This is a genomic window from Lysobacter sp. 22409 (assembly GCF_052045105.1).
GTDB lineage: Bacteria > Pseudomonadota > Gammaproteobacteria > Xanthomonadales > Xanthomonadaceae > Lysobacter > Lysobacter antibioticus_B.
On the sequence record NZ_JBQEOE010000014.1, the window covers coordinates 21,302 to 47,856 of the forward strand.

Genomic DNA, 26,555 nt, shown 5'->3' on the forward strand with positions numbered 1-26,555 from the left:
CCGTGTCCGATGCCATCGTCATCTTCACCGTCGGCACCCAAGGCGACGCGCGTCCCTGCGTCGCCCTCGGCGTGGCCCTGCGCCAGGCCGGCCACCGGGTCCGCATCGTCACCAGCGACAACTTCGCCGGCATGGTGCGCGAAGCGGGGCTGGAGTTCTTCGCCCTCAGCGCCGACTTCAGCGATCTGCTGACCAACAATCCGGAAACCGTCGACAAGGCGCTCAACCCCTTGTTCCTGGTCAAGCACACGCGCGAGAAATTCGCCTCGATGGCCGCGACCTGGGTGCGCGAGACGCGGCCGGCCTGCGAGGGCGCGGCGCTGCTGATCGGCAACGGCATCGCCACCCAATTGGCGAAAGCGCTCGGCGAGGCCGAGGGTATCGCCTTCGTGCAGGCGCAGTTGCAACCGTTCACGCCCTCGCGCGAACTCTCGCCGCTGGCGTTCTGGTCGAAGGCGCGGTTCCCGGGCGCGGTCAACCTGGGCCTGTACCAACTCATGAAGTTGTTGGCCTGGTACACCCTCAAGCCCGCGGTCAACGACGTGATCCGCCCGCAACTCGGCCTGCCGCGCTATCCCTGGTACGGCCCTTATTTCGAGCGCGATCGCTTGCGCAAACGCGTGCTGTATGGCTACAGCCGGCACATCCTGCCGCGACCCAGCGACTGGCCCGAGGAGGCACGCGTCACCGGCGGCTGGTTCCTCGACCAGGCCGAGCAGTGGCAGCCGCCGCAGGCCCTGCAGGATTTTCTCGACGAGGGCGAGAAACCGATCTACATCGGCTTCGGCAGCATGCTGGCGAACAACGCCGAGGCCTTCACCGCGACCGTGCTCGAGGCCGCGCGCATGAGCGGTCGCCGCGCGGTGCTCGCGACCGGCTGGGGCGGCCTGCGCGGCGAACCCGGGCGCCGCGACGAGCGCACCTACGTGATCGACAACGCGCCGCACGACTGGCTGTTCCCGCGCATGGCCCTGGCCATGCATCACGGCGGCGCCGGCACCACCGCGGCGGCGGCGCGCGCCGGCATCCCTTCGGTGTTCGTGCCGTTCTTCGGCGATCAACCGTTCTGGGCGCGGCGCATGCACGAACTGGGCGCGGCGCCGCCGGCCCTGGACCGCGTGAGCGTGACCGCGACGCAGATGGCGCAGGCGATCGGCGCCGGGCTGCAGGCGCCGATGGTGCAGGCCGCCGCGCAACTCGGCCAACGCATCCGCGCCGAGGAAGGCGGCGCGACCGCGGTGCGCGCGTTGGCCGAGTGGGGGCTGTTGCCGGCCGCGTCGGGCCCGGCCGCGCAGGCCGCATCGGCGAAGGAAACACCGGCGCGGCTGCGCGCGGTGGAAGCCTTGGAGGCCTGAGGCGCGGCCCATCGGCGTCGGCCTCGCGGCCCGCCGCCCTCATCCGGCCCTGCGGGCCACCTTCTCCCGCAAACGGGAGAAGGAAGGCGCCGTCGCCCTCGCTAGCGCCTGAAGCCACAAGGCGAGACGTTTGGAGAGGCGGGCCCGGCTTGCGACGGGCTCCCCACGACGCCAACCACCCATTGCAGCCTGCAAGACGCGCTTCGGCGAGAATGAGCGGCTGATCGCGCGATGTTCTCGTCGCGCCTCAAACCGCCGAGGCGTCCTCCATGAAAAGCACCGATGTCGAACTCGAGCGCCTGCGCATCCGCCGCGAAGCGCGCCGCGCTGCGCTCGCCGCCGACACCCGCGTCGCGGTCGAACGCGAGGGCCGCGCCGTCTGCCTGTCCGGCGGCGGTTATCGCGCCGCGTTGTTCCACCTCGGCGCCTTGTTGCGTTTGCACGAGAGCGGATTGTTGGCCGGGGTGACCATGTTCAGCTCGGTCTCGGGCGGCAGCATCGTCTCGGCCTGGCTCGCCTGCCGTTATCTCGACACCCGCCTCGACGGCGAAGCCTTCGCTGCCTGGAGCGACCGCATCGATTTCCGCGCGGTGGTGGTCGAGCCGTTCCGCGCCGTCGTCGCCCGCGACATCCGCACCGCACCGGTGCTCGCCACCGTCGCCTACAACTGGCTCTGGCCCTCGCACCGCATCGCCCTGCTCAAGCGCCGCTATGCCGGGGTCTTCGGCGAACGCACGCTCGACGAATTGCCCGAGTCGCCGGCCTTCGTGTTCTGCGCGACCGATCTGACTTTCGGAGTGAACTGGGAGTTCTCGCGGCGCCGCGTCGGCGACTACCTCGCCGGCTATCTGCGCGACGGCGCACGGCGCGTCGGCCTGGCCTGCGCGGTCGCCGCGTCCTCATCGTTTCCGCCGGTGTTCGGCCCGGTCCGCTTCGACACCGAAGCCGGCGACTACCAGCACGGTCATTACCAGGGCGACGACGGCGACGAACTGCGCGCACGCATCGAGCTCAGCGACGGCGGTGTCTACGACAACCTCGCCACCGAGCCGGCGCTGCGCCGTTACCGCGAGGTGCTGGTGTCCGACGCCGGCGGCCCATTCGCGTTCGAGACCCGGCGCTGGTGGCTGCAGCGGCTGCTGCGCTACACCCAGGTCGTCGGCAACCAGGCCGAGGCCCTGCGCAAGCGGCTGTTCTTCGGCCAGGCCGAGAGCGGTTCGCTGACCGGCGTGTACTGGAGCTTGAACGGCTCGCGCGACGAAGGCGCCGACGGCTACAGCCCGGCGCTGGTGCGCGAGGTGATCGGCCGGTTCCGCACCGATCTGGATCGCTTCCTCGACCCCGAGTTCGAGGTTTTGGTCAATCACGGCTACTTCGCTGCCGTCGACGCGATGTGGCGGCAGAACGGCTGGCATCCCGACAGCACCCAGAGCGCGAACTGGCCGTATCCGCAGCGCGCCGACGAGAGCGAAGTCCGGCGTCTGTTGCGCCACAGCCACCGGCGCGTGCTGCACCGGCGCTGGTGGGGCGCGAGCTGAGCCGATCGCGTTCGGCGCGCCCCCTCAAGCAGAGGCCGTGGCTCCACGCTCGCACGGCGCGAACAGGTCCAGGCGTTTGCGATACACGGAAGTCTCGACCTGCATCAGGCCGAGCACCGAATGGAACAGGTTGTCCTGGCTGGCCGGCCGCCGTGCTTCGTTGCGCAGGCACCGCAGGTCGAGGCCGCGCGCGGTGCTGAAGCCCGGCGACATCCACATCACCATCGGCACCCGGGTCTGGGTCTTTGGCGCGATGGCGTACGGCACGCCGTGCAGGTACAGGCCGTTCTCGCCGAGCGACTCGCCGTGGTCGGACAGATAGATCAGCGCGGTGTCGCGACCGGCGTCGCCGGCCAGGTAACGGATCGTGCGGGCGAGGAATTCGTCGGTGGCCAACACCGCGTTGTCGTAGGCGTTGACGATCTGCTCGCGGCTGCAGCGCCCGAGCTCGTTGGTGTCGCAGGTCGGGGTGTAGCGGCGCAGGCGCTCGGGATAGCGACGGAAATAACTCGGCCCGTGATTGCCGAGCTGATGCAGCACCACCACCGCATCGCCGCCGCGCACGTCGAGGCGTTCGCGCAGGCCGCGCAACATGACCTCGTCGAAGCAGCGCTCGGCATCGCAGAAGGCCGGATCGCGGTCGTGCTCGAACGACTCGAACGCCAGGCCCTTGCAGACGTTCTTGCAGCCGGTCTGGTTGTCGCGCCACAGGGTCTGGATGCCGGCGTATTCGAGCACGTTGAGCAACGACTCCGAGCCCTCGATGCGACGCTTGTCGTAATTCTCGCGGCCGTACGGCGAGAACATGCACGGCACCGACACCTCGGTGCTGCTGCCGCAGGCAGTCATGTCGGGGAAATTGATCGGCTGGATCCGCGCCAGCTCCGGCGTGGTCTGGCGCTGGTAACCGTTGAGGCCCCAGTTCTGCGCGCGCACGGTCTCACCGACCACCAGCACCAGCAGGCGCGGCTTGGCCCCGGGCGCGCGGGCACCGACGCGTGCGTCGGTGCCGATCGGCGCGCGTCCGCGCACCCGCGAAGCCGAGTCGTCCAGCGCGACCCGCGCCAGCGAGACCAGATAATTCGCCGGCGTCACCAGGTGGCGGATCTCCTTGTGATTGCGCATCAGCGCCGATACGTCCTGGAACGACAGCATCAGCGCCAGCACGCCGACCGCGAGCGCGGCCGACAGCGTGCCCAGGCGCACCAGCACGGCGCGCCCGAGCGGCCGCGGTTTCAGCTTCACCCGCCACAGCAGCAGCGACGGCAGCACGCCGTACAGCAGCATCGGCAGGATCAGACCGGCACTGAGCAGTTCGCCGGATTCTTTGCCGTCGGACTGCAGCACGTTGCGCACCATGCCGGTGTCGAGGTACACGCCGTACTGGCTCATGAAATGCGCGGCGGCGGCGGTGATCAACAACAGGAGAGTCAGCAGCGGCTTCACCGTCCAACGGTTCAACAGCATCCCGAGCAGAAGCAGAGTGATCGCGACGATCGCCACGAACATGCAGGCGGCGATCCAGGCGCCGTCGCCGGCGCTCAGCGCCCCGGCGGCCGAAGCCGCGTGCCAGAACGCGCCGTTGGCGAACACCGCGAAGAACAGACTCGCGGCCAGGGCGATGCTCTCGACGCTGGCCTCGGGCCGGTAAGCGAACCAGGCCGGCCAACGCAGCCGCGAACGGACGATCGCGTTCATCGGCCGGCCCCCGGCGCCAACGGCAAGGCGACCGCCGCGGGCGCCGCGCGCTTGAGCGGCGCCATCGCCAGGTACAGCGTCAGCGCCGCCGACCAGGCGATGCCGAGGGTCCACAGATCGTGCGAAAGAAAGTGCGCGCCGCGCAGCTGTTGCGCAAAACCGAACAGCAAACCGAGGCCGAGGCCGACCGACAGCCCGAGCCAACGCAGCCGCGGCTGCACGGCCAGGAAGAAGAAGTACAAGGCGACCCAGGCATAACCCGCGCTGGCATGGCCGGCCGGAAAACAGCGTCCGCGCGCCAGCCCCGACGGGCGCTGGGACAACAGGCCGAAGAACTCGTTGGCGCCGCCGTAGCGGCTCAAGTCCCAGGGGCAATCCATGTCGGTGAGCGACTTCAGCGCCGACACCAGCGCGATCGCCAGCACGGTCGACAGCAACAGATACGCCAGCGGCCGCCGCCATTCGCTCAAGCCCGGGCTCAGGCGCGCGACGAGCCACGATGCGAGCACGCCGAACCAGGCCGCGGTGCTGGCGTCGCGGCCGAAACGATGGACCAGATGCTCGGTCAGATAGGCGTTCTGCAACGCCCAACGCCCGCCTTGCCAGGCATACAAACGGTCGGCCAGCCAGAAGTCGCCGCCCGTCGTCGCCCAGGCCGTCACGGCGAACCAGAGCAGCAGCGGCGCGGCGAGATGCGTCCGCAGGAAACGGCGATGCGACGGGTAATACCGCGGCGAGAGCGCGGAACGGGCGAGGAAATAGGCGGAGGGGTTCATCGACGGCGGCGGGCTCGCAGGGCGGCGAAGGCGGTCCCGCGATGGGATCGGCCGGACCGGCGGCGATCATCGAAGCGCCGCTGTCGGAGAGCGGTCGGAGCCAGGTTCGCGCTTCGTTAAAGCGCAGCCGATGGCGCAGGCCGCAACCGCCGGCGTTCAGCTGCCGGCGTGGGCGGCGGCGTGCTTTGCGAGGCGCTCCGACATCGCTCCGACGCGACCTGGGCGACCCTGGCGGTTTGGTCCAGTGGTTTGGTCCGGTGGTTTGGCGGTGGTTTGGGCCCGGCGCCCGGGCCAGGTCGGGCCGATCACGGCCGGCGGCGGCCACGGGCCGCGCCGGTGCGAATCGGGCACTATCGCAACGAGCCGCGAACGGCGGCGGGAGATTCGGCGCATGCGCCTGTTGGTGGTGGAAGACAATCGCAGCCTGGTCGCCAACCTCTTCGATTATTTCGAGGCGCGCGGCTACACCCTGGATGCCGCGCCCGACGGCCCGACCGGCCTGCACCTGGCGGTGACCCAACATTACGATGCGATCGTGCTGGACTGGATGTTGCCGCGCCTGGACGGGCGCGAGGTGCTGCGCTGCCTGCGCGAGGAAGCCGGTTCCGACGTGCCGGTGCTCATGCTGACCGCGCGCGACGAACTGCCCGACAAGATCGCCGGCTTCCGCGCCGGCGCCGACGACTACCTGACCAAGCCCTTCGCCCTGCCCGAACTCGAAGTGCGCCTGGAAGCGTTGGCCGCGCGCGCAGCCGGACGCGGCCGCAGCCGGGTGCTGCAACTGGCCGATCTCAAACTCGACCTGACCACCCTGGAAGTCAGCCGCGGCGGGCGCGCGCTGCACCTGTATCCGGCCTGCCGCAAATTGCTCGAAGTGTTGATGCAGTCGAGCCCGGCCGCGGTCACCCGCGAACGCCTCGAACATGCCTTGTGGGGCGACAGCCCGCCCGACGGCGACATGCTGCGCTCGCATATCTACGAACTGCGCCGCGCCGTCGACGGCCCTTATCCGGTCAAGCTGATCCAGACCCTGCCGCGCGTCGGTTATCGCATCGCCGTGCCGGCCGCCGAGCGCGACAACGATGCCCACGCCGACTGAATTCAACGGGCCCGCCGCCGGGACCGCAGGCGCTCGCGGCGGATTCCGTTCGAGCCTGCAGCGCCGCATCCTGCTCGGCGTGCTCGGCTATACCGCGTTGCTGTCGATCGCGGTGGTGGTGCAGGGGTTCGTCGTCAACGAGCACGCCGAACATCTGGTGTGGACTTCGCTGATGGATTCCGAGCTCGATCACTTCATCGAGCGCCGCCGGATCGAACCCGACTATCGCTGGATCGACACCGAATCGCTGAGCCTCTACGACAGCCGCGGCGACCGCCCGATCCCGGCCGACCTGCAGGCGCTCGGCCCCGGCGTGCACGACGACATCCTGGTCGACGGCGGCGAGCGCGTGGTGATGGTGCGCGACGTCGACGGCGGACGCCTGACCCTGTCGCTCGACATCACCGACATGGAGCACAGCGAATTCGACATGGCGCTGACCATCGCCGGCGCGGCACTGACGACCTTGCTGCTGCTGGCGGTGATGATCGCCTGGGGCGTGCACCGCCTGGTGCGCCCGCTCAGCCACATGGCCCAGCGCATCGGCGGCCTGCAGCCCGATCGCGCCGGCCAGCGCATCGAGGTGCCTGAAGCGGCGAGTTCGGAACTGGTGGTGATCGCCGATGCGGTCAACGACTACCTCGAACGCAACGACCGCTTCGTCGAACGCGAGCGCGCCTTCATCGACAGCGCCAGCCACGAACTGCGCACGCCGATCGCGGTGATCGCCGGTTCGACCGAACTCGCGCTCGAACAACGCGAACTGCCGCCGGGCGCGCAACTGCAGTTGGAACGGATCCGTCGCACCGCCCGCGACGTCGAGCAGCTAATTTCGCTGTTGCTGGTGCTCGCCAAGGACCCGCAGCGCCTGGCCGCGAGCGCCGACCGCGTCGCCCTGGATCAGTTGCTGCCGGAGATCGTCGAAGACCACCGTCACCTGACCCGCGACAAAGACCTGAGCCTGGCGCTGGCGCCGATGCCGCATTGCGAGATCGTCGCGCCGCTGCCGATCGTGCAGGCGGCGATCGGTAACCTGCTGCGCAACGCCATCGAGAACAGCGACCGCGGCGAGATCGCGATCCGCCTGTCCGCGGATGCGACCGTGATCATCGAAGACCCGGGCCACGGCATGACGCCGGAGGAGATCAGCGCGATCTACGCGCGCGTCGCGCGCGGCGGCCGCGAAGGCGGCGGCATCGGCCTGGACCTGATCTCGCGCCTGTGCGAGCACCTGGGCTGGAGCCTGCGTTTCGATGCCGCCGAACGCGGCACGCGCACCACGCTACGCTTGCGGCCGGATTGAACGGCAGCCGCTACGAATACCTCCAACCGTCATCCCCGCGAAGGCGGAGTGAATGGATGCTGCTCGCGAGCCACTGGCTCGCGCATCCACGAACGCCAGGGCGCTATGCGCCCTGGCCGGCTCGCAGAGACCTCAGGTGTTCCCGCACGAAAATCCGACTGCTCGACCACTCGCCATCGACACGTGGAAGTGCACGGTCGCGGCTCGCGCCGCTCCTGCCCTTGGCTGCGGGAAGTGATGCCGCCAGCCGGTCAGTGCCGCCGGTCTCACTCGTCCAGTTAATCGCCCGCAGCATCGTCCGCCGGCGGCGCCGGCAAAGCCCGCGCCGCTACCGCTACCGGTGCCGACAGCGACGCCGGCGCGGTGCGCTGGCGTTCGTAGGCGCGCGCGACTTCGGCGTGGCCGTACTTGCGTTCCAGGCGCTTGACGATGAAATGGCCGCGCGCCATGTCCTGATAGTGATTGGTGAACAGCATGTTCATCGTCGCCGCGGTGGCCGCGCCGATCACCGGCACCAGCTGCGCCGCGGTCTTCTCGCCGACGACCACGCCGAAGCGCGTGGCGACCACATCGACCAGCTTGCTCATCCACGCCGTGGCCTGCTTCTTGGCGTAGGCATGGGTGGCATGCTGGGCACCGCGCCGGCCGGCCAGCCCGGCCAGTTCCAGCCGGCCGACTTCGGCCAGGGCGGTACGCACGGCGTAGTAACCGGATGCGGACGCATCGTCCTCGTCGCTGCCGCCGCCGAAGGCGAACACTTCCACGCACGCGGCCTGCACCTCGGGATCGGACAGCGAGAACCCCTCGCTGCGGGCGATGTCGGCGACCGCGCGCATCATCACCACGGTCGACACCGGAAGCTCCGCGGCCAGCCCGGCCGCGCCGAAGAAACCGCCGACCGCACCGACCGCGCCGGCGACGAGCTTGTGGCTCTTGGTCGAGGAGGCCTTGCTCGGCTGATCCTTGACCGTCCACAGCGCCGCCGCGGCCGCCTTGTGCAGGGCCCCATGCACGATGTTCTGGATCCTGCGGCTGACGAAGCCGGGCAGCTTGGACATGCCGAACTCGATCGGCGCGCCGACGAAGGCGGTCATGCGCGCGGTGATCGACGGGGTTTCCAGCAGCGCCACCGCGCGCTTGAGATCGGCCGCGTCGGCGGTGTCGTCGAAGATGTCCTGGCCCTGCTCCATTCGCTCTCGCTCCGTCTCGGCTTGTCGCTCGCTGCCGTGATCGGACGATCGCGGTAAGGCGAACATAGGGGCGCCGGCGCCGCGCAACAAGCCCGCGCCGGCGCGGCGTCAGTCCCGCGCCGGGATCGGCCGCACCATGCGTTCGAGCAGGTGCTCGACGATCCGCTCGGGTTCGAGGCAGCGGCCGGTGTGCACCGGCGACATCTGGATGATCGAGCTGCGCTTGGCGGTGAGCCAGTGGAAACGCGCCCGCGCCGGCAACTGGCCGATCGGGCCGGCATCGCGGCCGCCGCGGCAGATGCATTCGATCGCCTGCAGGTGCAATCGCACCGCCTCGATGTCGACACCGGGGTCGAGCGCACGCAGCCGCGCCGCATCGAGTTCGATCCCGGCAACCAGCAGACTGGAACCCGGACACGAGACCAGCACGCCGACGTTGACGAACTCTTCGCGTTCGACCCGCGGCACCACGCGGATCACCGCATAGTCATACGGAGAGCGAGCGGGCATGGATCGCCTCCTCCACGAATGCGCGCGGCGCTTGCACGCGGCGGTTCAGATAATCGGCATAGGCCTGTCGGTGCGCGGCTGCATCGGCGAAGCCGGGTTCGTCGGTCAGCCAACTGTCGGGCACCAGCTCGACGATGGACCGCACCAGCGCGGGCGTGACCGCCGCGGCCATCGCCGCGTCGACTTCGGCGATGTCGCTGGCGAACGGCAGCAGCACATGGTCCTTGACCGGCGCGAAGCGGCTGCCCGCGGCGTTGCCGGCGTTGGCCCAGTCGTGATGGAAGTACAGGGCGGCGCCGTGATCGATCAGGGTCAGGCGGCGATGCCACAGCAACATGTTGGTGTTGCGCGCGGTGCGGTCGACATTGGTGACGAAGGCGTCGAACCAGGCGATGCGCGAGGCCAGCTCGTCGCTCGGACGGTCGACCAGCGGATCGTAGTTGACCGAACCGGGCAGGTAGTCGAGCGCGAGGTTGAGACCGGCGCTGGCGCGGATCAGGTGCTGGATCTCCGGATCGGGCTCGGTGCGGGCCATGTCGGCGTCGAGCTCGATCAGGACGATTTCCGGCACCGGCAGTTCCAGCCGGCGCGCGAGCTCGCCGGCGACGATCTCGGCGATCAGGGCCTTGCGGCCCTGGCCGGCGCCGCGGAATTTCATCACGTACAGGCCGTCGTCGTCGGCTTCGACGACGGCCGGCAGCGAGCCGCCTTCGCGCAGCGGCGTGACGTAACGGGTGGCGCAGACGGTCCTCAACACGGACGTTCCATTGCGGTCGGCTCGGCGGTGACGGGCGATCGCGGCGATGCGCGATCAGGCCGCCCACCTTAGGTCGAGCGAGGCCAAAAGCAAAATCCGCGGTTCGGATTCGCCACCGAAGGCCGCCTCCGCCGTCTCAAGCCGCCTTGCGCGTTTCGCCCTGGCGCGACAGACGCTCGACCAGCGCATCGACCTCGGCTTCGGCGCTTTCGATCGAGCAGCGCAGGTCCTCACCGCCGAACTCGTCGTACTCGATGGCCACGCCGTGCGCGTCGGTGATGCCCATGTAACCCATCGGCGTCAGCACCGAGGGTTCGACGTGGTTGATCGACTCCAGGCGTTCGCCCTTGCCGTAACCGTAGTCGCCGCGCGAGCTGAGCAGGACCAGACGCTTGCCGGCATCGGCCAGCATCGGCCAGTACGGCTCGCCTTCGCGCGAACGGTCGAAGCCGAAGGTGCGGCCGACCCGGACGACGTTGTCGATCCAGGCCTTGAGCGGGGCCGGCACGCCGAAGTTGTACATCGGCACGCCGATCACGATCAGGTCGGCGGCGATCAGCTCGTCGATCAAGGCATCGCTTTCGGCCAGCACCTCGTGCATCCAGTCCTCGCGCTGCGCGAGCGGGGTGAAGGCGGCATGGATCCAGCGGCCGCTGACCGGGGTCGGCGGGGCGACGCCGACATCGCGCTGAACGATGGCGTCGTCAGGATGGCGCTCGCGCCAGCGGCGCACGAAGCGGGCGCTGAGGCGGCGGCTGTGCGAGCCGTGGGCCGCGGCGTCGGAGGCGTGCGGGCGGGCGCTGGAATCGATATGCAGGAGTCGGGTCATGGCGGTTCTCGTGGCGGGCCGATGGATGAGCCCTGATCATGTTCAGGCCGGAGTGGCGCTGGCTGCCGCCATGTTGATCCCGCCTTACGAACCCGACAAACTCCGATTACTCAGCCGATAAGAGAATTTTTCTCATCCATGTCCGGACGCCGCCTGCCCCCGCTCGGTTCCCTGCGCGCCTTCGAGGCGGCAGCGCGCCTGCACAGTTTCAAGCGCGCCGCCGAGGAGCTGTCGGTCACCCCCACCGCGATCAGCCACCAGATCCGTGCGCTGGAAGCGCAGATCGGCGTGCGTTTGTTCGAGCGCCAGACCCGCAAGGTGGCGCTGACCGCCGAAGCGGCCGCGCTGTATCCGGTGCTGCGCGACGGCTTCGACGCCTTCGCCGAGGCGATCGCGGCGATCGCGGCGCGGCGCCAGCGGCGCGCCCTGACCTTGTCCGCGCCGCTGTCGTTCACCGCCAAATGGCTGGTGCCGCGAGTGGCCTCGTTCCGTGCCGCCTACCCCGATCTCGATCTGCGTCTGCACGCCTCCGACGACCCGGTCGACCTGCATGGCGGCATCGCCGATGCGGCGATCCGCTACGGCCGCGGCCCCTATCCGGGACTGGTCGCCGAACGCCTGATCGAGAACCGCTTCGCTCCGCTATGCAGCCCGCGCCTGGGCCTGCGCCGTCCCGAAGACCTGCGCGCGCAGTCGCTGCTGCATTCGGAATGGCGGCATCCGACCGAGGACACGCCGACTTGGCAAGCCTGGTGCGCGCGCGCCGGCCTGGCCGGGCTCGATGTCGAGGCCGGCCTGCGTTTCACCGACGAAAGCCATGCGATCCAGGCGGCGATCGCCGGCCACGGCGTGGCCCTGCTGAGTCTGGCGCTGGTCGCCGACGATCTCGCCGCCGGCACGCTGGTGCAGCCCTTCGGCCCGGCGCTCGACGGCTATCCGCATTGGCTGCTACGGCCGGATACGCCGCCGAGCGAGGAAGTGCTGGCGCTGCGCGATTGGCTGCGCAGCGAGGCGAAGGTCGAAAGCGCGCCCGCGGGCTGAGACCGCGGACGGCACATCGGAACGCGCCCGATCGCCTCAGGCCGCAGCGATCCGCGCCGCCTGATAACGCTGCTCCTGGGTCAGCCCGCCATAGCCGTAGGCCGCGGCGCGCGCATCGATGACGTGGATGTAGGAGGTCTCGTGCACCTCGCCGATCAGTGCCGACAGCTCCGCATGCATCCGCTGCAGATAGCGCGCCTTCTCGGCCTTGGTGTTGGTCTCGTCGGTGATGCTGATATCGAGATGAAAGGCGTTGCGCCCCCACTGCGCCAGCGAACGACCGTCGATGAACCAATGCGGGCGGTCCACGTAGTGGATCGCGACCGCGACCAACTCGCGGGGCTTACCGAGAATCTCGACGGTCAGATCGGCGACCACCGCCGCGGCGCGGCGGCTGAGCTCGGCATCGGGGGTTCCGGAGAGTTGCAGGTTGATGTGCGGCATGGCGGCGTTCCTGTGAGGGCCGAGACGGTTCGGCGTGATTCGATGGGCTCAGCTTAGGCTTGCGCCCGCCATCGGAATAGCGGGAAGATCCGGCCCTATCCATCGGATTCACCGATGGCTAAAGGATCGCCATGAGCACCCTCGACCTGGAACAGCTGAAGGCCTTCGTCGCGGTCGCCGAGGCCGGCAGCATTTCCGGCGGCGCCGAACGCGTGTTCCGTTCGCAGTCGGCGGTCAGCGAACAGATCCAGAAACTCGAACGCGCGGCCGATACCGCCTTGCTGCTGCGTTCGCGCCACGGCGTCGTCCCGACCCCGGCCGGCGAACGCCTGATCGGCCACGCGCGGCAGATGCTCGCCCTGGGCGAATTGGCCTTGCACGATGTGCGCCGCGAGCTGCGCCGCACCGAAGTGCGGCTGGCGATCAGCGATTACTTCCGCCCCGACGAGATCGCCGACCTGTTGCGCCACCTCGCCCGCCACTGCCCGCAGTTGCAGATGCAGGTGACGATGGGCCAGAGCGCGGCGCTCGCGCAGGGCCATGCCGAGGGCGCGTTCGACCTGGCGCTGACGATGGAGGTCGAATCGATCGCGCGACCGCGCCGTCGCGCGACGCAGGGCGAGTTGCGGCGCGAACCGCTGGCCTGGGCAGCGGCGGCCGGACTGGATCTGCGCAATGAAGCGAGCTTGCCGCTGGTGCTGCTGCCGCAGAGCTGCAGCCTGCACCAGACCGCTTTACGTGTGCTGCAACGACAGCGCGTCGGCCATCGCATCGCCCATCTCGGCAGCGGCGTGGCCGGCGTGCAGGCAGCCTTGCGTGCGGGCCTGGGCGTGGGTTGCCTCAATGCCTCGGCGATCGGCGAGGACCTGATGGTCGCGCGTTCGAGCCGGCTGCCGGCCTTGCCGTCCTGCGTATTCCGACTGTTGCCGCCGCCGGCCGATGCGAACCCGGCCCTGCGCGAAGCCGGCGAGGCCCTGCAGACGTATTTCGCCTGAGCGAAGAAAAGCGGCACGCGCTTTCAGGGCAGGAACGACGCAAGCCGCGACCGCGGCGCATCCGATCGCGCCGATAGCAGCGCGAATCGCGGCACGCATGCATCCAGATATCGTGATTACGCCGCGCGCCGGATATGGCGGTCGCGGCTTACGCCGCTCCTACAAAAGCAGCGGGTGTAGAAGCGAGGTGAGTCGCGACCGCGGTGCATCCGATCGCGCCGAAACCGTCACGGAAAGCAGGGCGGCAATGCATGCAGACCTCGTTGTTACGCCGCACGTCGCATAGCGCGGTCGCGGCTGGCGCCGCTCCTACCCCTTGGAGCCTTCGGCCACGCTTACGCGCTCAAAGCGCATCGCGCGCCGGCAAGGTCCAATCGATCGGGCCCTTGCCGTGGCGCGACAGGTACTCGTTGGCGGTCGAGAAATGCCCGCAGCCCATGAAACCGCGATGCGCGGACAAGGGCGAGGGGTGCGGCGCCTTCAACACGCGATGGCGGCCGGCGTCGATGACCTTGCCCTTGGCCTGGGCATAGCTGCCCCAAAGCAGGAACACCAGGCCCTCGCGTTCGCGATTGAGGGTGTCGACGACGTGGTCGGTGAAGCCTTCCCAGCCCTTGCCCTGATGCGCGCCGGCGCGGCCTTCCTCGACCGTCAGCACGGCGTTGAGCAGCAACACACCGCGTTGCGCCCACGGCAGCAGGCAGCCGTGATCGGGCCGGGCGATGCCGAGGTCGCGCTGGATTTCCTTGAAGATGTTGTCGAGCGACGGCGGCACCGGCACGCCGGGCTGGACCGAGAAACACAGCCCGTGCGCCTGGCCATAACCGTGGTACGGGTCCTGGCCGAGGATGACGACCTTGACCTGCTCGAACGGCGTAGCGTCGAAGGCCGAGAAAATCTGCGCGCCGGGCGGGAAGATCCGCGCGCCGGCCGCCTTGCGCTCGCGCAGGAAGCGCGACAGCGACTGCATGTCCTCGCGCGCGAACCAGTCGCCGACGCGGGCTTTCCAGGAGGCTTCGAGCTTGGGCTCGCGATCGACGTCGTTCATGCCGGCAACGCCGTCGGCTCGAGCCGCGACAGGCGCAACTGGAACAGGGTCTTGGTCACCAGCAGGCGCTCCTCGATCGGCTTGAGCACCAGGTCGTTGGCGCCGGCGCGCAGCAGCTCGCTCTGGTTGTCGCGGTTGGCGTCGCCGGTCATCACCAACACCGGCAGACGGCGCTTGCCGTAAGCGAAGTCGTTACGCAGCCGGGCGAGCAGATCCTTGCCGCCGAGCTCGCCCTTCAGATACACGTCGGTCAGCACCAGGTCGGCGCCGGCATCGCCGCCGGCCGCGCCGCTGGCGCGGTGCGCCTCGAGATGTTCGAGCGCTTCCTCCACGCCGATGAAGTGCAGCACCTGCAGGGCGTGGCGCTCGAGCATGCGCTTGGTCGCCACCGCGACCACGCGGCTGTCTTCGACGTAGAGCACGCGCGCGCCGGGAATCGGCTGCGGCTGCACATAGCCGCGGATGAACTCGGCCAGGGCGTTCGGGCCGAGCGCCTTGTCGAAATAATCGGTGACGTCTTCGGTGAAGCGGCGCGCTTCCAGATGCGCCTGGGCATCGCCGGAGACCACGATCACCGGCACATAGGCCTGGGCCGCGGCTTCGCGCACGGCGCGCGCCAGGGCGATGCCGTCGCCGTCGGGCAGGACCAGGGCGGTGGTGACCAGATCGACCTCGCCGTGGTCGAGGGCGACGCGCGCCTCGATGATGCTGCCGCATTGGACGATGCGGGTGTTCGGCAGCTCGCGCATCAGCACGTCGGCGATGAGCTTGCGCACCAGCTTGGAGCCGTCGACCACCATCACCCGCGGTGCGGTGTTTTCGAAGTGACGTAGATTCTGGCTTTGCATATCAGGAACGGTACCGTGTCGGCGACGCAGGGCCGACGCCCGAGGGCATCGACGCCAAGCGCACAGGCGGGGGAACCCGATTCTAGGCGGAAGCGGCCGCCGAATCCGAGTCTCAAGCAACATCCTGACAACCGCGCGACAAGGCGCGGACCGCTCAGCCTTGGCCGGAGCGGTTCTGGCGCAGGTAGTGGCCGGTCACGAAACCGGCGCCGAGCCAGCCCAGCGCGGCCGCACCGGCCAGGATCGCCAAGGCCTGCGGCAGGTCGAAGCCCTGCAGCTCGAAATGACTGCCGTAACTCGTGGCCAGGGCCGTCAGCGGTTCGCGCAGGGTGCGGTCGGCCGCGGTCAGCAGGGCCAGCGCGACTGCGCCGGCGGCCAGGCCGTAGCAGGCACCGAGGTACAGGAAGGGCCGGCGGATGAAACCGTCGGTGGCGCCGAGCAATTGCAGCACCCCGATTTCTTCGCGCCGCGACTGGATGTCCAGGCGCACGGTGTTGCCGACCACCAGCAGGGCGCCCAGGCCCAGCATCGCCGCGAGCAACCACGCCAGGCGGATGCCGAACCGCAGCCAGCCGTCGAGGCGCTGGCGCCAACCGGCGTCGTGCTGGACCACGTCGGTCTCGGCCAGGGTGCCGAGCGATTCGGCCAGGGCCAGTTCGTCGCCTTTCGGCGTCACCAGCAACAGGCTGGGCAACGGATTGCCTTCGATCGCGCTCAGGCTGTCGCCGAGGCCGCTCTTCTCGCGCAGATCGGCCAGGCCCTGCTCGGGCGTGCGCAGCTCGATGGCGCCGATCTCCGGCCGCGCGCGCAGCTCTTCGGCGAGGGCGCGGGCGCGTTCGAGCTTGATCTCGGGCTTGAGGAACAGGCTGATCTGGCGCGACTGCTGCACTTCGCCGGCGAAGCGTTCGATGTTGCTCAGCGCCGCCCACAGGCCGAGCGGCAGGGCCAGGGCGACCGCCATCACCCCGATCGTCAGCAACGCCGCCCAGGGCTTGCTCAGCAATCGGCCGACGCTGGCGACCAGGCTGTAGAGGTGATGATCGAACCACACCCCCAAGCGCGACTGCACCGCCGACTCGACTGCGAGGTCGTCGTCGTGCGACGCCGGGGCCTCGATGCGGGAAGGCGCCCCGCCATGGGAAGACTCTGGGGTCGGAAAGGAACTCATTCGGCCAAGTCCTCGGGCGCGATGTCGTCGACCAGGCGGCCCTGGTTGAGCACCAGCACGCGCTTCTTCATGCGCTTGACCAGGGCCAGGTCGTGGCTGGCGACGAGCACGCTGGTGCCGCGCTCGGGCAGCGACTGGAACAGGGTCATGATTTCCGCCGACAGGGTCGGGTCGAGGTTGCCGGTGGGTTCGTCGGCCACCAACAACCGAGGCTCGCCGATGATCGCCCGGGCAATGCCCACGCGTTGCTGCTCGCCGGCCGACAGCTCGCCCGGCAGAGCCGAAGCGCGCGCACCCAGGCCGACCTTCTCCAGGGTCATGCGCACGCGCCGGCCGATGTCGGGGCGGCGCAGGCCGCGCAGCAACAGCGGCAGGGCGACGTTGTCGGCGACGCTGCGGTCGGCGAGCAGGCGGTGATCCTGGAACACCACGCCGATCTCGCGCCGATGCAGGGCGATGCGACGGCCGCCGACCTTGAGCAGGTTGCGCTCGCCGAACAACACCGCGCCGCGGCTCGGGCGTTCGCTCAGATGGATGAGCTTGAGCAGGGTGCTTTTGCCGGCGCCGGAGTGGCCGGTGACGAACAGCATCTCGCCGGGAGCCACCTCGAAGCTGACTTCGCTGAGGGCCTCGTGCCCGCTGCTGTAGCGTTTGCTGACGTTGTCGAAGCGCAATACGGTCATGGCCGGAAGTATCGCAGAGCGAATCGCCGGAGACATCACGTTTCGGCTCCGGCGTTTGGCCTATGTTCGCGCTGCGGTCGTCGCGCGGCTTCGACGACGAATCGACGGCACCGACCGGCCTCGCAGGCCGGCCGGCGCAGCACGACCGCAGCGGGCCCGATCTCGGCACAGCCGTCCGAGCCACCCGCGCAATGCCTTGCAGCACCTTGATCGTCCGACACAGGAAGCACCGCCGCCGGCCCCGATGGCCGGCGCGGACCGTCGTCGAATTCATCAAGGAGCACCACCATGCAAACGACCAAGGCCCACCTGGCACTCGCCCTGCTCGCCCTCGGCCTGTACGCGCAGAGCGCCCGCGCCGAGCAATACGACCCGCCGCTCAACGTCGCCACCCTGGCCTGCCCGGCCGGCTCGACCGGCTACGGCAACGCCCGTTTCATCGTGTTTCCCTCGTTCGGCAGCGCGCCGCCGAACTGGCGTTTGACGATCTGGTGCAGCGCCGGCGGCAGCGGCCGCCGCGGCCACTTCGAGCCCGGCAGCAGCGGCGTATACACCACCTGGCCGTATGCCGGCGGCGCCTTCGGCATCGGCTGGCCGGCCTCGCCGAACTACAGCAATCAGCTGCAGTTGCTCGACATCGACATCGACGGCGATCTCGACGTGTTCCAACTCGTCGAGACCTCGGCCAATACCTGGTCGGTGTTCGTCAGCAGGACCCTGTGACGAAAGACCGCCGCGAACCTCGTCGAAGCGACGAGGTTCGCGTGCGGGCTCGACGGCAGGCGCGGGCCTGCCGTCGACGGATCGCTATGCGCTGATCAGTGCTGCGAACGCGGCGGACGCGCGACCAGCGACTTGAGCTTGCGGCCGATGCGGCCCAGCAGCGAAGGCTTGGCCTCGCCGGCCGGCGCCGCGGCAGCCGCCGCGGGCTTGTGCACAGGCTTGTGCGCAGGCTTCGACGGCGCCGGCTTGGCGGCCGCGCTCTCGCCCTGGCTCGCGGTCGGCGCGCCGTTGTCGGTCTCGGCGCCTTCGATGCGACGGCCGCCGCGACGGCGACGGCGCTTGCGCGGTGCGCGCTCGCCCTCGATCGCCGGCACGCCGGTGGTCGCGGTCGCCTCGCCTTCCGGCTTGGGCTTGCGCGGCGGACGCGGCGCAGCTTCGACTGCCGCGGCGACACCGGCTTCGGCAGGCTTGGCCGCACCGGCCTCGACCGGCGCGCGTTCGCGACGCGGTGCGCCATCGCGACGGCCTTCGCTGCGCGGACCGCGGCTCGGGCCGGAACCGCTGCGGCTGCCGCTGCGGCCGCCGGGACCGCCGCCACGGCGCTGTTCGTCGGCGGCGCGTTGTTCGCGCGCTTCCTTGAAGATCGAACCGATGCTCTCGTTCTCTTCGCCTTCCTCCGACGCCGGAATCTCGCGCGGCGTGCGCGGCAGGGCGATCAACAGTTCGGCGTCGACCGGCGCGGTCGGCAGCTTCTGTTCGATGTAGGCCTCGATGTCCGGCAGGCTCATCGCATAGCGTTCGCAGGCGAAGCTGATCGCGTCGCCCTCGGCGCCCAGGCGCGCGGTGCGGCCGATGCGGTGGACGTAGTCCTCGGCATCGAACGGCAGGTCGTAGTTGTAGACGTGGCTGACGCCGTCGATGTGCAGGCCGCGTGCGGCGACGTCGGTGGCGACCAGGATTTCGAGCTGGCCCTTCTGGAACTTGTTGAGCAGCGACTCGCGCTTCTTCTGCGGCACGTCGCCCGACAGCACGCCGACGCGGTAACCGCCGCGTTCGAGCGAACGCGCGACGCGCTCGACCCAGGCCTTGGTGTTGACGAACACCATCGTCCGCGCGCCTTCGCTGCGCGACAACAGGCCCAGCAACAGCGGCACCTTTTCCTCGTCGGCCGGGAAGTAGACCTTCTGGCGGACCTTGGCGGCGGTGATGAACTCGGTCTCGACGACGACCTTCTCGGGCTCGTTCATGTGCTCGTAGGCCAGCTCGAGCACGCGATGGCTCAAGGTCGCCGAGAACAGCAGGGTCTGGCGCTCGGTGCGGATCGGCATGCGCCGCAGCAGGAAGCGGATGTCCTTGATGAAGCCCAGGTCGAACATGCGGTCGGCTTCGTCGAGCACGCAGATCTCGCAGGCGTGCAGCGAGACGACCTTGTGCTGCTTGACGTAGTCGATCAGGCGGCCGGGCGTGGCGATGATGACGTCGGCGCCCTTCTGCAGCAGTTCGCGCTGCTTGTCGTAATCGACGCCGCCGTAGACCAGGGCGAACTTCAGGCCCAGGTCGGAGCCGAACTTGACCGCGTCCTTATGGATCTGAATCGCCAGCTCGCGGGTCGGCGCCAGGATCAGCGCGCGCGGGTCTTCGGGCTTGCGCTCGGCCAGGGCCGGGCGGGTCAGCAGGCGGTTGATCACCGCGACCAGGAAGGCGAGGGTCTTGCCGGTGCCGGTCTGGGCCTGGCCGGCGACATCGCGCCCGGTCAGCGCCAACGGCAGGGTCAGCGCCTGGATCGGCGTGCAGCGCGAAAACCCGGCGGCCTCGAGGCCGGCCAACAGGCTCGGGTGCAGGTCGAACGAAGAAAAGGTGATATCGGTTAAAGGCTTGTCGCTCATGCTTCTCAGAGATCCGCGCGCACTGGGCGCAGTAGGTGGTCGCTTGCGTGGGTGGCGTCGGCGAAGCAGACTGCCGGGGCCGAGCCGGCGCCCGAGTTGAACTCTGAAGGCAGGCTCGATGAGACCGTGGCGCAGCCCTTGAAGGTGCCGCGTAACGCCCCAGTTTAGCGTAAGCCCCCGCCCGGCATGGCCCGCCCGGGGTTCCGTTCAAGAATAGCCCGTTCCGTACGGGCGAGTACCCCCGCAGGAGACCCCCGTGAGCGAAAAAGTTCTGCATGCTGGCGATTCCGACTTCGACGCCACCGTGCTGCAGTCGTCCGAACCCGTCCTCGTCGATTTCTGGGCGCCCTGGTGCGGCCCGTGCAAGGCCATCGGCCCGATCGTCGAACAGCTGGCCGACCAGTACGAAGGCAAGGCCAAGGTGGTCAAGGTCGACGTGCAGGAATTCCCGGCATTGGGCGTTCGCTACAACGTGCGCAGCATCCCCATGCTGTTGATGTTCAAGGACGGCCAGGTCCATTCGAGCCAGCTCGGCGCGCCGCCGAACATCAAGTCGCTGTTGACCCAGATGATCGACAAGGCCATCTGAGGCGGCCTGCTCTGAAGCGGCCCGCCATGTGAAGCCGCCTCGCTTACGCCCGCCCCGCGCGGGCGCAAGCGCTCCGGGCCTTGCCCGGTAACGTGAACGGCCCGGCTCGGGAAGCTTGCCGCCACGCAGCAGCAGTGCTAGTTTCGCAACACCCGGCGTCGGACCTCGCGTCCCACCCGCCGCACCCCGTCTGATACCCATCTATCAACCCACGTCCCTGACGTCCCGCTCGCCCGATGCGAGCGCTCGCCGCTTAGCGAGGAACCTCCGCTTGTCCGATAAGACCCCCGACGCTGGCGATACCGCCGAAAAGCGCGTGCGTAAGCCGCGCGTCAGCAAAGCCGCCGAGTCCGCTCCGGCCGCTGCCAGCGATGCCAGCCCCCTGATTCCTGCCGCTCGACCTGCCGCGCCTGCCGCGCCGTCCGTCGCGCCGCCTCCCGCCGCACCGGCTCCCGTGGCCGCCGCACCCCGCACTCCCGCCCCCGCACCTGCTCCGGCCGCCAGCGCCAGCGAGTCCGCCCCGGCCGCCTCCGGCGCCGAGAGCGCCGCGCCGCAAGGCCAAGGCAACGACCGCGGCAACCCGCAGTCGCAGCAGGGCCAGCAGCGCGACGGCGGTTTCGACAACCGCGGCGGCAACCGTCGCGACCGTTTCCGCAACCGCCGCGACCGCGACCGTAACAACCGCCCGCAGCAGCGCGACGAAGACGGCTCCTTCGACAACGGCAACGGCGAGAACTTCGTCCCGCGCCCGCACCCGCAGGTGCCCGAGGGCTTCCCGCAGTACTCGCTGGGCGACCTCAAGCGCATGCCGGCGCCGAAGCTGCTGGATCTGGCCGACCAGCTCAGCATCCAGGAAGGCGTCGCCCGCGCCCGCAAGCAGGACGTCATCTTCGCCCTGCTCAAGGTGCTGACCCGCCACGGCGAAGGCGTCGCCGCCGACGGCGTACTGGAAATCCTGCCCGACGGCTTCGGCTTCCTGCGCGCGGCCGAGGCTTCCTACCTCGCCGGCCCGGACGACACCTACATCTCGCCGAGCCAGATCCGCCGCTTCAACCTGCGCACCGGCGACCATCTGTCGGGCCGCATCCGCTTCCCGAAGGACGGCGAGCGTTACTTCGCCCTGTCGGTGGTCGACAGCATCAACGGCGAGCCGTTGGAAGCGTCGAAGAACAAGGTCCTGTTCGAGAACCTGACCCCGCTGTTCCCGCGCCGCAAGTTCAAGCTCGAGCGCGGCGACGGCTCGACCGAAGACATCACCGGCCGCATCCTCGACCTGATGGCGCCGCAGGGCAAAGGCCAACGCGCTTTGATCGTCTCGCCGCCCAAGGCCGGCAAGACGATGATGATGCAGCAGGTCGCCACCGCGATCACCCACAACCATCCCGACGTGCACCTGATCGTGCTGCTGGTCGACGAGCGTCCGGAAGAAGTGACCGAAATGCAGCGCACCGTGCGCGGCGAAGTAGTCTCCTCGACCTTCGACGAACCGGCCGCGCGTCACGTCCAGGTCGCCGAGATGGTGATCGAGCGCGCCAAGCGCCTGGTCGAACACAAGAAGGACGTGGTGATCCTGCTCGACTCGATCACCCGCCTGGCCCGCGCCTACAACAACGTCGTGCCGAGTTCGGGCAAGGTGCTGTCGGGCGGCGTCGACGCCAACGCCCTGCACCGTCCGAAGCGCTTCTTCGGCGCCGCGCGTAATGTCGAAGAAGGCGGCTCGCTGACGATCATCGCCACCGCGCTGATCGACACCGGCAGCAAGATGGACGAGGTGATCTACGAAGAGTTCAAGGGCACCGGCAACTCGGAAGTCCACTTGAACCGCCGCATCGCCGAAAAGCGCGTGTACCCGGCCATCGACATCAACCGCTCCGGCACCCGCCGCGAGGATTTGCTGATCGAACCGGAACTGCTGCAGAAGATCTGGATCCTGCGCAAGCTGCTGCACGGCATGGACGAAATCGGCGCGATGGAATTCCTGCTCGACAAGATGAAGACGACCAAGTCGAACGACGAGTTCTTCAGTTCGATGAAGCGCTGAGTTTCACCGGCGCGGTAAAGAAAACGCCCCGCGATGCGGGGCGTTTTCGTTGGTGGGAGAGCGTTCTTGCGTTGGCAAGAGGCGTCAACGTTTTGGCATGGCGGTCGCGGCTTGCGCCNNGACACCGCTCCTCGGGTAGGAGCGGCGCGAGCCGCGACCACGCAGCCTCCGGGTCGCGACGAAACTACTGCCCCGCTTCTCCCACAGGCCGCATGCACGATCCGCATGCGGCCCGTGCGCGAACGAGCGCTTAGAACCCGCGCCCGCCGCCCTGGTTGACCTGCACCGTCGGCGCCTCGGCCGTGGCCATCGCGCGCGCGGCGAGCTGGCTGCTGGCTTCCACGCTCTGCTGCGAAGCCGCGGCGACGTCGAGAGTGACCATGCGCCGGCTCGGCGATTGCGGATCGCCCTGCACCGCGAACAGTTTGCTGCCGTCCTTGCTCGCCAGCAGATGATCGACCTGGGTCAGGCCGCCGTCGCGCATGGCCGGCACCAAGGCCGCGGCGAGGTTCTTCTGCTGCTGTTCGTTGAGCTTGCCCTGGCCCAGCTCGCTGCCCTGGACCTTGCCGAGCATTTCCTTGTACATGCCGTTGAGGGCGTTGGCGCCGCTGCTCAGGATCGCCGCCACCCGCAGGCCGTCCTCGACCGCGCCGCCGACCGGGTTGTTGTTGCGATTGGCGACGTCGCGCAGTTCCGGCGGCAACAGATACGTGCCGCGCTCGCGATCGCCGTCGCGATCGCGGACGTAGCGCTTCACGTCCTGCAGCTCCAGATCCATGAACTCCTTGGCCGAACCCTTGGCCGCCTGCGCCAACTGCATCGCCTCCTGCGTATTCAAACGGCCCAGGTCGCCACGGGCGAGCGTGTCGACCAGCGACTCGGGCTGCACCTTCTGCTTGAGGAAGGCGAGGAAACGCTCGCGGGTTTCCGGGTTCTGGCCGAGCCCGTCGAGGATGCGCGTCGCCGTCGACAAGGCATTGCCGGCATCGACCGGCATGCCGGCGATCTGCCGCAGCACGCCGTTCATGGCGCGCTTGGGCTCCATGCCTTCGGCGAACGGGAAGCGCTCGCGGAACTCGTCCCAACGCGGCGCCAGCAGGGCTTCGCGTGCGCGCTTGATCAACTCGAACGCGCCCGCGGCGAAGGCGACGATGGCGGCGCCCATCGGGGCGATGCCGATCAGGGTGCCGACCAGGCCGGCATTGCGCGCGCCCATCATCAGGGCGACGTTGCCGATGCCGCCGGCAAGCTTGAAGCCGCCGTCGAGCAGGTCGAACGCGGCGTCGACGCGATCGTCGGTGCGCAGCGCCTTGCCGGTGACCGGGTCGCGGCCGTTGAACACGCGACCGGCGTTCTGGCCGAGGGTCTTGACGCCAGCGGTCACGTCCTTGATCGCGCTGTAACGTTCCAGCAGTTTCGCCGCTTGGCGCTCGTGGCCGCTGCGGGTCGCGAATTCCAATACCGCGCTCATCGCCACCGCATCGAGCGGACGGCCGGCCTGGCTGGCCGCGCTGCCGGCTTTGATCGCGGCGTCGATCGCTTCCAGGGTCTGTTCGATATCGCGGTGACCGCCGCTGCGGGCGAGGGTCTTGAGCTCCATCACCGCGCCGTCGATCGGCGCCGGCGGCGCCGCATCGCGCTGCGCCGACCAGGTCTTGGCGTAGCCGACCAGCGAGGTCTGCAGTTCGGCCGGCACTTCGACCGCATAGCCATGGAACGGCGGCGACACGCGGCCGTCGGCGCGGGTTTCGCCGGGGTGCAACTTCCAGCTCAGCGCGGCCTGTGCGAGCGCGCCGCCAGGTGCGGCGACCGAAGCCACGGTCGCCTCGAGGGTGTCCTCGTCGACCACCTGGCCGTTGCGCTGCAAAGCGTCGGCGACGATCGCCCGCAATACGGTGTCGCGCGACCACTCGTCGTCGGCGGGCAGCAAAGCGGTATAGCCCGAGGTCCCGTCCTGCGCTGCGGGCTGTCCGGCGTACCAGCGCGGTGGGTGGGAGGCGCCGGTCGGCGTACGGCCGCCGGGATTCGAATCGACTGCTGCATTCATATGCACTGCTCCTTGTCGGTGACCCGGGTCCCCTAGAACCCGGTCGCCCGCGGCCAGGCCGCCGGCGGACCCGCATCATGCCTCTCGTTCAGCTTCGAGGGCAATTCGGTGCCGAATGGAAACAGCGACCGTGGCCGGCAAATCGGCCGGAAAAGCAGTGCCGGCGGACAGGGCCGAGTTCGATCGGCCGACGGACGGCGCTCGCGCGCGCCGGAAACGCATCGCGAGAGGCGCAGCGGCAAGCGAGCGCTGATCGAGATTCCCGGCGGGACCCACGCCGAAACGCGGACCCGCCGGGGCAAAGCCCCGATGATCAGGGATACAGCGTGTACTGCAACACCGGTGCGACATCGACGAGCACCTGAAACACGCTCTCGCCCGATGCCGCACTGCAGGACCCATTGCTGCAGGCGGAGACCCGGTAGCGATAGATCCCGGCCTGCATGTCCACGGCGGTCCAGGCATTGGCCGGGCCGCTGTACACCCGGCTCCACGAGTTGTCGCCGGCGCTGCGTTCGAGCACGTAGTTGTCGGCGCTCGGCGAGGCGTTCCAGGTCACGGTATGGGTCGGGGCGACGAGGCTCGGCGCGACCGGCGGTGGCGGCGGCGGCGGCGCGGTCGATACCGCGATGCTCACGATGCCCGAGTACACCTCATGGGCATTGGTGATCAGCTTGACCCGATAACGGTAGTTCGCCGGTGCAGCCAACTGCGCCGTCCAGTTGGTGCCGTAACCCTTGTAGCGCTCGGTCCAACCGCCGCCGTTGACGCTTTGTTCCAGGGCATAGCGGGCCGGTTCGGGCGTCGACCAGCTCACGGTGTGGTCGGCGCCGTTATTGCTGCGCACCGGTTCGTAGATCGCCGGCGGTGGAGGCGGCTGGGTGGGCGGCTGCGTCGGCGGTGGGCCCATGTTCTTGTAACAGACCACCGTGGCCGAGGCCTGAAAGACTCCGCCGTATTCGTACCAGGTATAGCCAAGGGTGCTGCAATTGAAATAGCCGGCCTGATTGCCCCGGGACTTCGCCGCGGCGATCGCCTTTTCGATCGCTTCGGTGTCGCTGTAGCCGCTCGCTCCCGCGAAGAACTCCATCGGAACCGGGTCCGACGACTGCGCGAACACGACCTGCGGCGCCGCGACCGCGAGACAGGCGCCAAGACCGAGTGCGCTCAGCATGATCGCTCTGTTCATGGCGTCATGCTCAATTCGTACTCGCCACGGCGGTAATCACCGGAAAGCCCTGCTGATCGCAGCCGGTGATATGCACTTGGACTTGCTTGTTGGAGGCATGCGCGGACACCAGCAGTGCGTAGAACTCCTTGAACATCGGGCTGCCCTGGCGGATCAGAAAGAAGTCGTTACGCGTACATCCCTCGGGATTGATCATGGCCTGGTGACGCACCAGCACACCGTCGTGCGCGGGCCAGACCTGCACTTCGGTAATTTTTCCGTGAACGGTCACGGCGGCCTGAGCGGCAAAAGCGGACAGGCACAGGCTTGCGGCCATGAAGAAACGACGCATGAATTTCTCCTTGAGTTGATGAGGCGACGCGGTCGACCGCGTCCACGCACGAGTGGATGCGAGTACCCGGGATGCGGAGCTCATCCGAGACTCGACGAAACGGCCCATGGCTCCGAAGTGTTGAAACAGCGCACGGCTCCCCTGCCGGCGGTCCCGCATCATGCCGCTCGTTCAGCTTCGCGGACAATGCCGTGTCGATGCGCCGTTACGGCGGTCGCGACCCGACCCGACCCGGCCGGGATGCCTGCCCGCGAAAGATGGATCGGGTGCGCCGCACTATCTGAGCCGGCGCACGGATTCGCCTCCGCCCTGCCGATCCTGCGCGGCGAAAGCCACATCGCCGCGCAACGGCTCTTCCCAACCCGGCTGACAACCGCTCAGCCACAACACCGTCAACAGCACCAGCAACGATCGCATGATGAACCTCCCTGTTCGAAGACGGACTGCGCTCCTGCGCGCCGCGGACG

Annotated in this window: 25 protein-coding genes; 9 read left to right on the top strand and 16 right to left on the bottom strand. The window is 68.9% G+C overall.

Going from position 1 to position 26,555, the window contains the following annotated elements; all coding sequences use genetic code 11:
• The first annotated feature begins 2 nt into the window (after positions 1-2).
• Positions 3-1,355 (top strand): glycosyltransferase, encoded by a 1,353-nt coding sequence (locus tag ACTJJK_RS09400; protein WP_051885250.1) that lies wholly within the window; start codon positions 3-5, stop codon positions 1,353-1,355.
• A 269-nt stretch (positions 1,356-1,624) separates the two neighbouring features.
• Positions 1,625-2,893, top strand: a complete 1,269-nt coding sequence (locus ACTJJK_RS09405; protein ID WP_440730051.1) for a patatin-like phospholipase family protein — start codon at positions 1,625-1,627, stop codon at positions 2,891-2,893.
• Between the two features lie 24 nt (positions 2,894-2,917).
• Here the strand turns inward: ACTJJK_RS09405 and ACTJJK_RS09410 are convergent, their stop codons facing one another.
• Both ACTJJK_RS09410 and ACTJJK_RS09415 read right to left on the bottom strand, forming a co-directional pair.
• The gene (locus ACTJJK_RS09410; RefSeq protein ID WP_031373259.1) at positions 2,918-4,591 is read right to left on the bottom strand and encodes a phosphoethanolamine transferase; all 1,674 of its coding nucleotides are present in this window, start codon (positions 4,589-4,591) and stop codon (positions 2,918-2,920) included.
• Entirely contained in the window at positions 4,588-5,367 is a 780-nt protein-coding gene (locus tag ACTJJK_RS09415) for a phosphatase PAP2 family protein (protein ID WP_031373260.1), read from the bottom strand. The genes ACTJJK_RS09410 and ACTJJK_RS09415 overlap by 4 nt, the downstream gene beginning before the upstream one ends.
• 391 nt (positions 5,368-5,758) lie before the next feature.
• Between ACTJJK_RS09415 and ACTJJK_RS09420 the strand changes: the two genes are divergently transcribed.
• Entirely contained in the window at positions 5,759-6,466 is a 708-nt protein-coding gene (locus ACTJJK_RS09420; RefSeq protein WP_031373261.1) for a response regulator transcription factor, read from the top strand.
• Positions 6,450-7,769, top strand: coding sequence for a sensor histidine kinase (locus tag ACTJJK_RS09425; protein ID WP_081931150.1), 1,320 nt, complete (start codon positions 6,450-6,452; stop codon positions 7,767-7,769). Before ACTJJK_RS09420 ends, ACTJJK_RS09425 begins: the two co-directional genes overlap by 17 nt.
• 278 nt (positions 7,770-8,047) lie before the next feature.
• On the opposite strand, the gene ACTJJK_RS09430 is transcribed toward ACTJJK_RS09425, so the two are convergent.
• The 4 genes from ACTJJK_RS09430 to ACTJJK_RS09445 all read right to left on the bottom strand — a co-directional run bounded on the left by ACTJJK_RS09430 (position 8,048) and on the right by ACTJJK_RS09445 (position 11,055).
• Positions 8,048-8,959, bottom strand: a complete 912-nt coding sequence (locus tag ACTJJK_RS09430) for an EcsC family protein (RefSeq protein WP_081931153.1) — start codon at positions 8,957-8,959, stop codon at positions 8,048-8,050.
• 108 nt (positions 8,960-9,067) lie between these two features.
• A complete protein-coding gene (locus ACTJJK_RS09435; protein ID WP_440730052.1) occupies positions 9,068-9,469 on the bottom strand; it encodes a DUF3037 domain-containing protein in 402 nt (133 codons plus the stop codon).
• A complete protein-coding gene (locus ACTJJK_RS09440; RefSeq protein ID WP_031373265.1) occupies positions 9,447-10,223 on the bottom strand; it encodes a HipA family kinase in 777 nt (258 codons plus the stop codon). Before ACTJJK_RS09440 ends, ACTJJK_RS09435 begins: the two co-directional genes overlap by 23 nt.
• A 139-nt stretch (positions 10,224-10,362) precedes the next feature.
• Positions 10,363-11,055 carry an FMN-dependent NADH-azoreductase gene (locus tag ACTJJK_RS09445; RefSeq protein ID WP_031373266.1) on the bottom strand — a complete coding sequence of 231 codons (693 nt, stop codon included), beginning with the start codon at positions 11,053-11,055 and terminating at the stop codon, positions 10,363-10,365.
• 138 nt (positions 11,056-11,193) lie between these two features.
• Between ACTJJK_RS09445 and gcvA the strand changes: the two genes are divergently transcribed.
• Entirely contained in the window at positions 11,194-12,096 is a 903-nt protein-coding gene (gene gcvA, locus ACTJJK_RS09450; protein WP_031373267.1) for a transcriptional regulator GcvA, read from the top strand.
• A gap of 36 nt (positions 12,097-12,132) precedes the next feature.
• On the opposite strand, the gene ACTJJK_RS09455 is transcribed toward gcvA, so the two are convergent.
• Complete coding sequence (locus tag ACTJJK_RS09455) at positions 12,133-12,540, bottom strand: tautomerase family protein (RefSeq protein WP_031373268.1); 408 nt, start codon at positions 12,538-12,540, stop codon at positions 12,133-12,135.
• A 131-nt stretch (positions 12,541-12,671) separates the two neighbouring features.
• Between ACTJJK_RS09455 and ACTJJK_RS09460 the strand changes: the two genes are divergently transcribed.
• Positions 12,672-13,535, top strand: a complete 864-nt coding sequence (locus ACTJJK_RS09460; protein ID WP_440730053.1) for a LysR family transcriptional regulator — start codon at positions 12,672-12,674, stop codon at positions 13,533-13,535.
• Between the two features lie 343 nt (positions 13,536-13,878).
• Here ACTJJK_RS09460 and ung read toward each other — a convergent pair whose 3' ends face one another.
• The 4 genes from ung to ftsE form a co-directional block, all read right to left on the bottom strand.
• A complete protein-coding gene (gene ung, locus ACTJJK_RS09465; protein WP_031373270.1) occupies positions 13,879-14,583 on the bottom strand; it encodes a uracil-DNA glycosylase in 705 nt (234 codons plus the stop codon).
• On the bottom strand, positions 14,580-15,431 hold the full coding sequence (locus ACTJJK_RS09470; RefSeq protein WP_031373271.1) for a response regulator: 852 nt from the start codon (positions 15,429-15,431) through the stop codon (positions 14,580-14,582). The genes ung and ACTJJK_RS09470 overlap by 4 nt, the downstream gene beginning before the upstream one ends.
• Before the next feature lie 154 nt (positions 15,432-15,585).
• Entirely contained in the window at positions 15,586-16,599 is a 1,014-nt protein-coding gene (gene ftsX / locus ACTJJK_RS09475; protein ID WP_223621339.1) for a permease-like cell division protein FtsX, read from the bottom strand.
• Positions 16,596-17,282, bottom strand: coding sequence for a cell division ATP-binding protein FtsE (gene ftsE / locus ACTJJK_RS09480; protein ID WP_223621340.1), 687 nt, complete (start codon positions 17,280-17,282; stop codon positions 16,596-16,598). Before ftsE ends, ftsX begins: the two co-directional genes overlap by 4 nt.
• A gap of 288 nt (positions 17,283-17,570) precedes the next feature.
• Here ftsE and ACTJJK_RS09485 point away from each other — a divergent pair, with 288 nt between their 5' ends.
• Positions 17,571-18,005, top strand: coding sequence for a hypothetical protein (locus ACTJJK_RS09485; RefSeq protein WP_031373274.1), 435 nt, complete (start codon positions 17,571-17,573; stop codon positions 18,003-18,005).
• 95 nt (positions 18,006-18,100) lie between these two features.
• Here ACTJJK_RS09485 and rhlB read toward each other — a convergent pair whose 3' ends face one another.
• On the bottom strand, positions 18,101-19,891 hold the full coding sequence (gene rhlB / locus ACTJJK_RS09490) for an ATP-dependent RNA helicase RhlB (protein ID WP_440730054.1): 1,791 nt from the start codon (positions 19,889-19,891) through the stop codon (positions 18,101-18,103).
• Positions 19,892-20,147: 256 nt separating this feature from the next.
• Between rhlB and trxA the strand changes: the two genes are divergently transcribed.
• Both trxA and rho read left to right on the top strand, forming a co-directional pair.
• Positions 20,148-20,480, top strand: a complete 333-nt coding sequence (trxA, locus tag ACTJJK_RS09495) for a thioredoxin (RefSeq protein WP_031373276.1) — start codon at positions 20,148-20,150, stop codon at positions 20,478-20,480.
• A 271-nt stretch (positions 20,481-20,751) separates the two neighbouring features.
• Positions 20,752-22,521, top strand: coding sequence for a transcription termination factor Rho (gene rho / locus ACTJJK_RS09500; protein WP_031373277.1), 1,770 nt, complete (start codon positions 20,752-20,754; stop codon positions 22,519-22,521).
• A 250-nt stretch (positions 22,522-22,771) separates the two neighbouring features.
• Here rho and ACTJJK_RS09505 read toward each other — a convergent pair whose 3' ends face one another.
• The 4 genes from ACTJJK_RS09505 to ACTJJK_RS09520 form a co-directional block, all read right to left on the bottom strand.
• Positions 22,772-24,568 (bottom strand): XVIPCD domain-containing protein, encoded by a 1,797-nt coding sequence (locus tag ACTJJK_RS09505; protein ID WP_152566332.1) that lies wholly within the window; start codon positions 24,566-24,568, stop codon positions 22,772-22,774.
• Positions 24,569-24,881: 313 nt separating this feature from the next.
• A complete protein-coding gene (locus ACTJJK_RS09510; RefSeq protein WP_152566333.1) occupies positions 24,882-25,757 on the bottom strand; it encodes a hypothetical protein in 876 nt (291 codons plus the stop codon).
• 10 nt (positions 25,758-25,767) lie between these two features.
• The gene (locus ACTJJK_RS09515; RefSeq protein WP_440730055.1) at positions 25,768-26,088 is read right to left on the bottom strand and encodes a hypothetical protein; all 321 of its coding nucleotides are present in this window, start codon (positions 26,086-26,088) and stop codon (positions 25,768-25,770) included.
• Positions 26,089-26,364: 276 nt separating this feature from the next.
• Positions 26,365-26,505 (bottom strand): hypothetical protein, encoded by a 141-nt coding sequence (locus ACTJJK_RS09520; protein WP_161786143.1) that lies wholly within the window; start codon positions 26,503-26,505, stop codon positions 26,365-26,367.
• Positions 26,506-26,555: the final 50 nt, after the last annotated feature.

Excerpts from the sequence above, each read along its gene's own strand:
- ACTJJK_RS09410 (WP_031373259.1), bottom strand. The coding sequence starts at position 4,591 with ATGAACGCGATCGTCCGTTCGCGGCTGCGTTGGCCGGCCTGGTTCGCT.
- ACTJJK_RS09510 (WP_152566333.1), bottom strand. The coding sequence starts at position 25,757 with ATGAACAGAGCGATCATGCTGAGCGCACTCGGTCTTGGCGCCTGTCTC.
- ftsX (WP_223621339.1), bottom strand. The coding sequence starts at position 16,599 with ATGAGTTCCTTTCCGACCCCAGAGTCTTCCCATGGCGGGGCGCCTTCC.
- ACTJJK_RS09405 (WP_440730051.1), top strand. The coding sequence starts at position 1,625 with ATGAAAAGCACCGATGTCGAACTCGAGCGCCTGCGCATCCGCCGCGAA.
- ACTJJK_RS09485 (WP_031373274.1), top strand. The coding sequence starts at position 17,571 with ATGCAAACGACCAAGGCCCACCTGGCACTCGCCCTGCTCGCCCTCGGC.
- ACTJJK_RS09430 (WP_081931153.1), bottom strand. The coding sequence starts at position 8,959 with ATGGAGCAGGGCCAGGACATCTTCGACGACACCGCCGACGCGGCCGAT.
- ACTJJK_RS09420 (WP_031373261.1), top strand. The coding sequence starts at position 5,759 with ATGCGCCTGTTGGTGGTGGAAGACAATCGCAGCCTGGTCGCCAACCTC.
- ACTJJK_RS09515 (WP_440730055.1), bottom strand. The coding sequence starts at position 26,088 with ATGCGTCGTTTCTTCATGGCCGCAAGCCTGTGCCTGTCCGCTTTTGCC.
- ftsE (WP_223621340.1), bottom strand. The coding sequence starts at position 17,282 with ATGACCGTATTGCGCTTCGACAACGTCAGCAAACGCTACAGCAGCGGG.
- ACTJJK_RS09505 (WP_152566332.1), bottom strand. The coding sequence starts at position 24,568 with ATGAATGCAGCAGTCGATTCGAATCCCGGCGGCCGTACGCCGACCGGC.
- ACTJJK_RS09435 (WP_440730052.1), bottom strand. The coding sequence starts at position 9,469 with ATGCCCGCTCGCTCTCCGTATGACTATGCGGTGATCCGCGTGGTGCCG.
- ung (WP_031373270.1), bottom strand. The coding sequence starts at position 14,583 with ATGAACGACGTCGATCGCGAGCCCAAGCTCGAAGCCTCCTGGAAAGCC.
- ACTJJK_RS09455 (WP_031373268.1), bottom strand. The coding sequence starts at position 12,540 with ATGCCGCACATCAACCTGCAACTCTCCGGAACCCCCGATGCCGAGCTC.
- rhlB (WP_440730054.1), bottom strand. The coding sequence starts at position 19,891 with ATGAGCGACAAGCCTTTAACCGATATCACCTTTTCTTCGTTCGACCTG.
- ACTJJK_RS09520 (WP_161786143.1), bottom strand. The coding sequence starts at position 26,505 with ATGCGATCGTTGCTGGTGCTGTTGACGGTGTTGTGGCTGAGCGGTTGT.
- ACTJJK_RS09425 (WP_081931150.1), top strand. The coding sequence starts at position 6,450 with ATGCCCACGCCGACTGAATTCAACGGGCCCGCCGCCGGGACCGCAGGC.
- ACTJJK_RS09470 (WP_031373271.1), bottom strand. The coding sequence starts at position 15,431 with ATGCAAAGCCAGAATCTACGTCACTTCGAAAACACCGCACCGCGGGTG.
- ACTJJK_RS09460 (WP_440730053.1), top strand. The coding sequence starts at position 12,672 with ATGAGCACCCTCGACCTGGAACAGCTGAAGGCCTTCGTCGCGGTCGCC.
- ACTJJK_RS09445 (WP_031373266.1), bottom strand. The coding sequence starts at position 11,055 with ATGACCCGACTCCTGCATATCGATTCCAGCGCCCGCCCGCACGCCTCC.
- ACTJJK_RS09415 (WP_031373260.1), bottom strand. The coding sequence starts at position 5,367 with ATGAACCCCTCCGCCTATTTCCTCGCCCGTTCCGCGCTCTCGCCGCGG.
- gcvA (WP_031373267.1), top strand. The coding sequence starts at position 11,194 with ATGTCCGGACGCCGCCTGCCCCCGCTCGGTTCCCTGCGCGCCTTCGAG.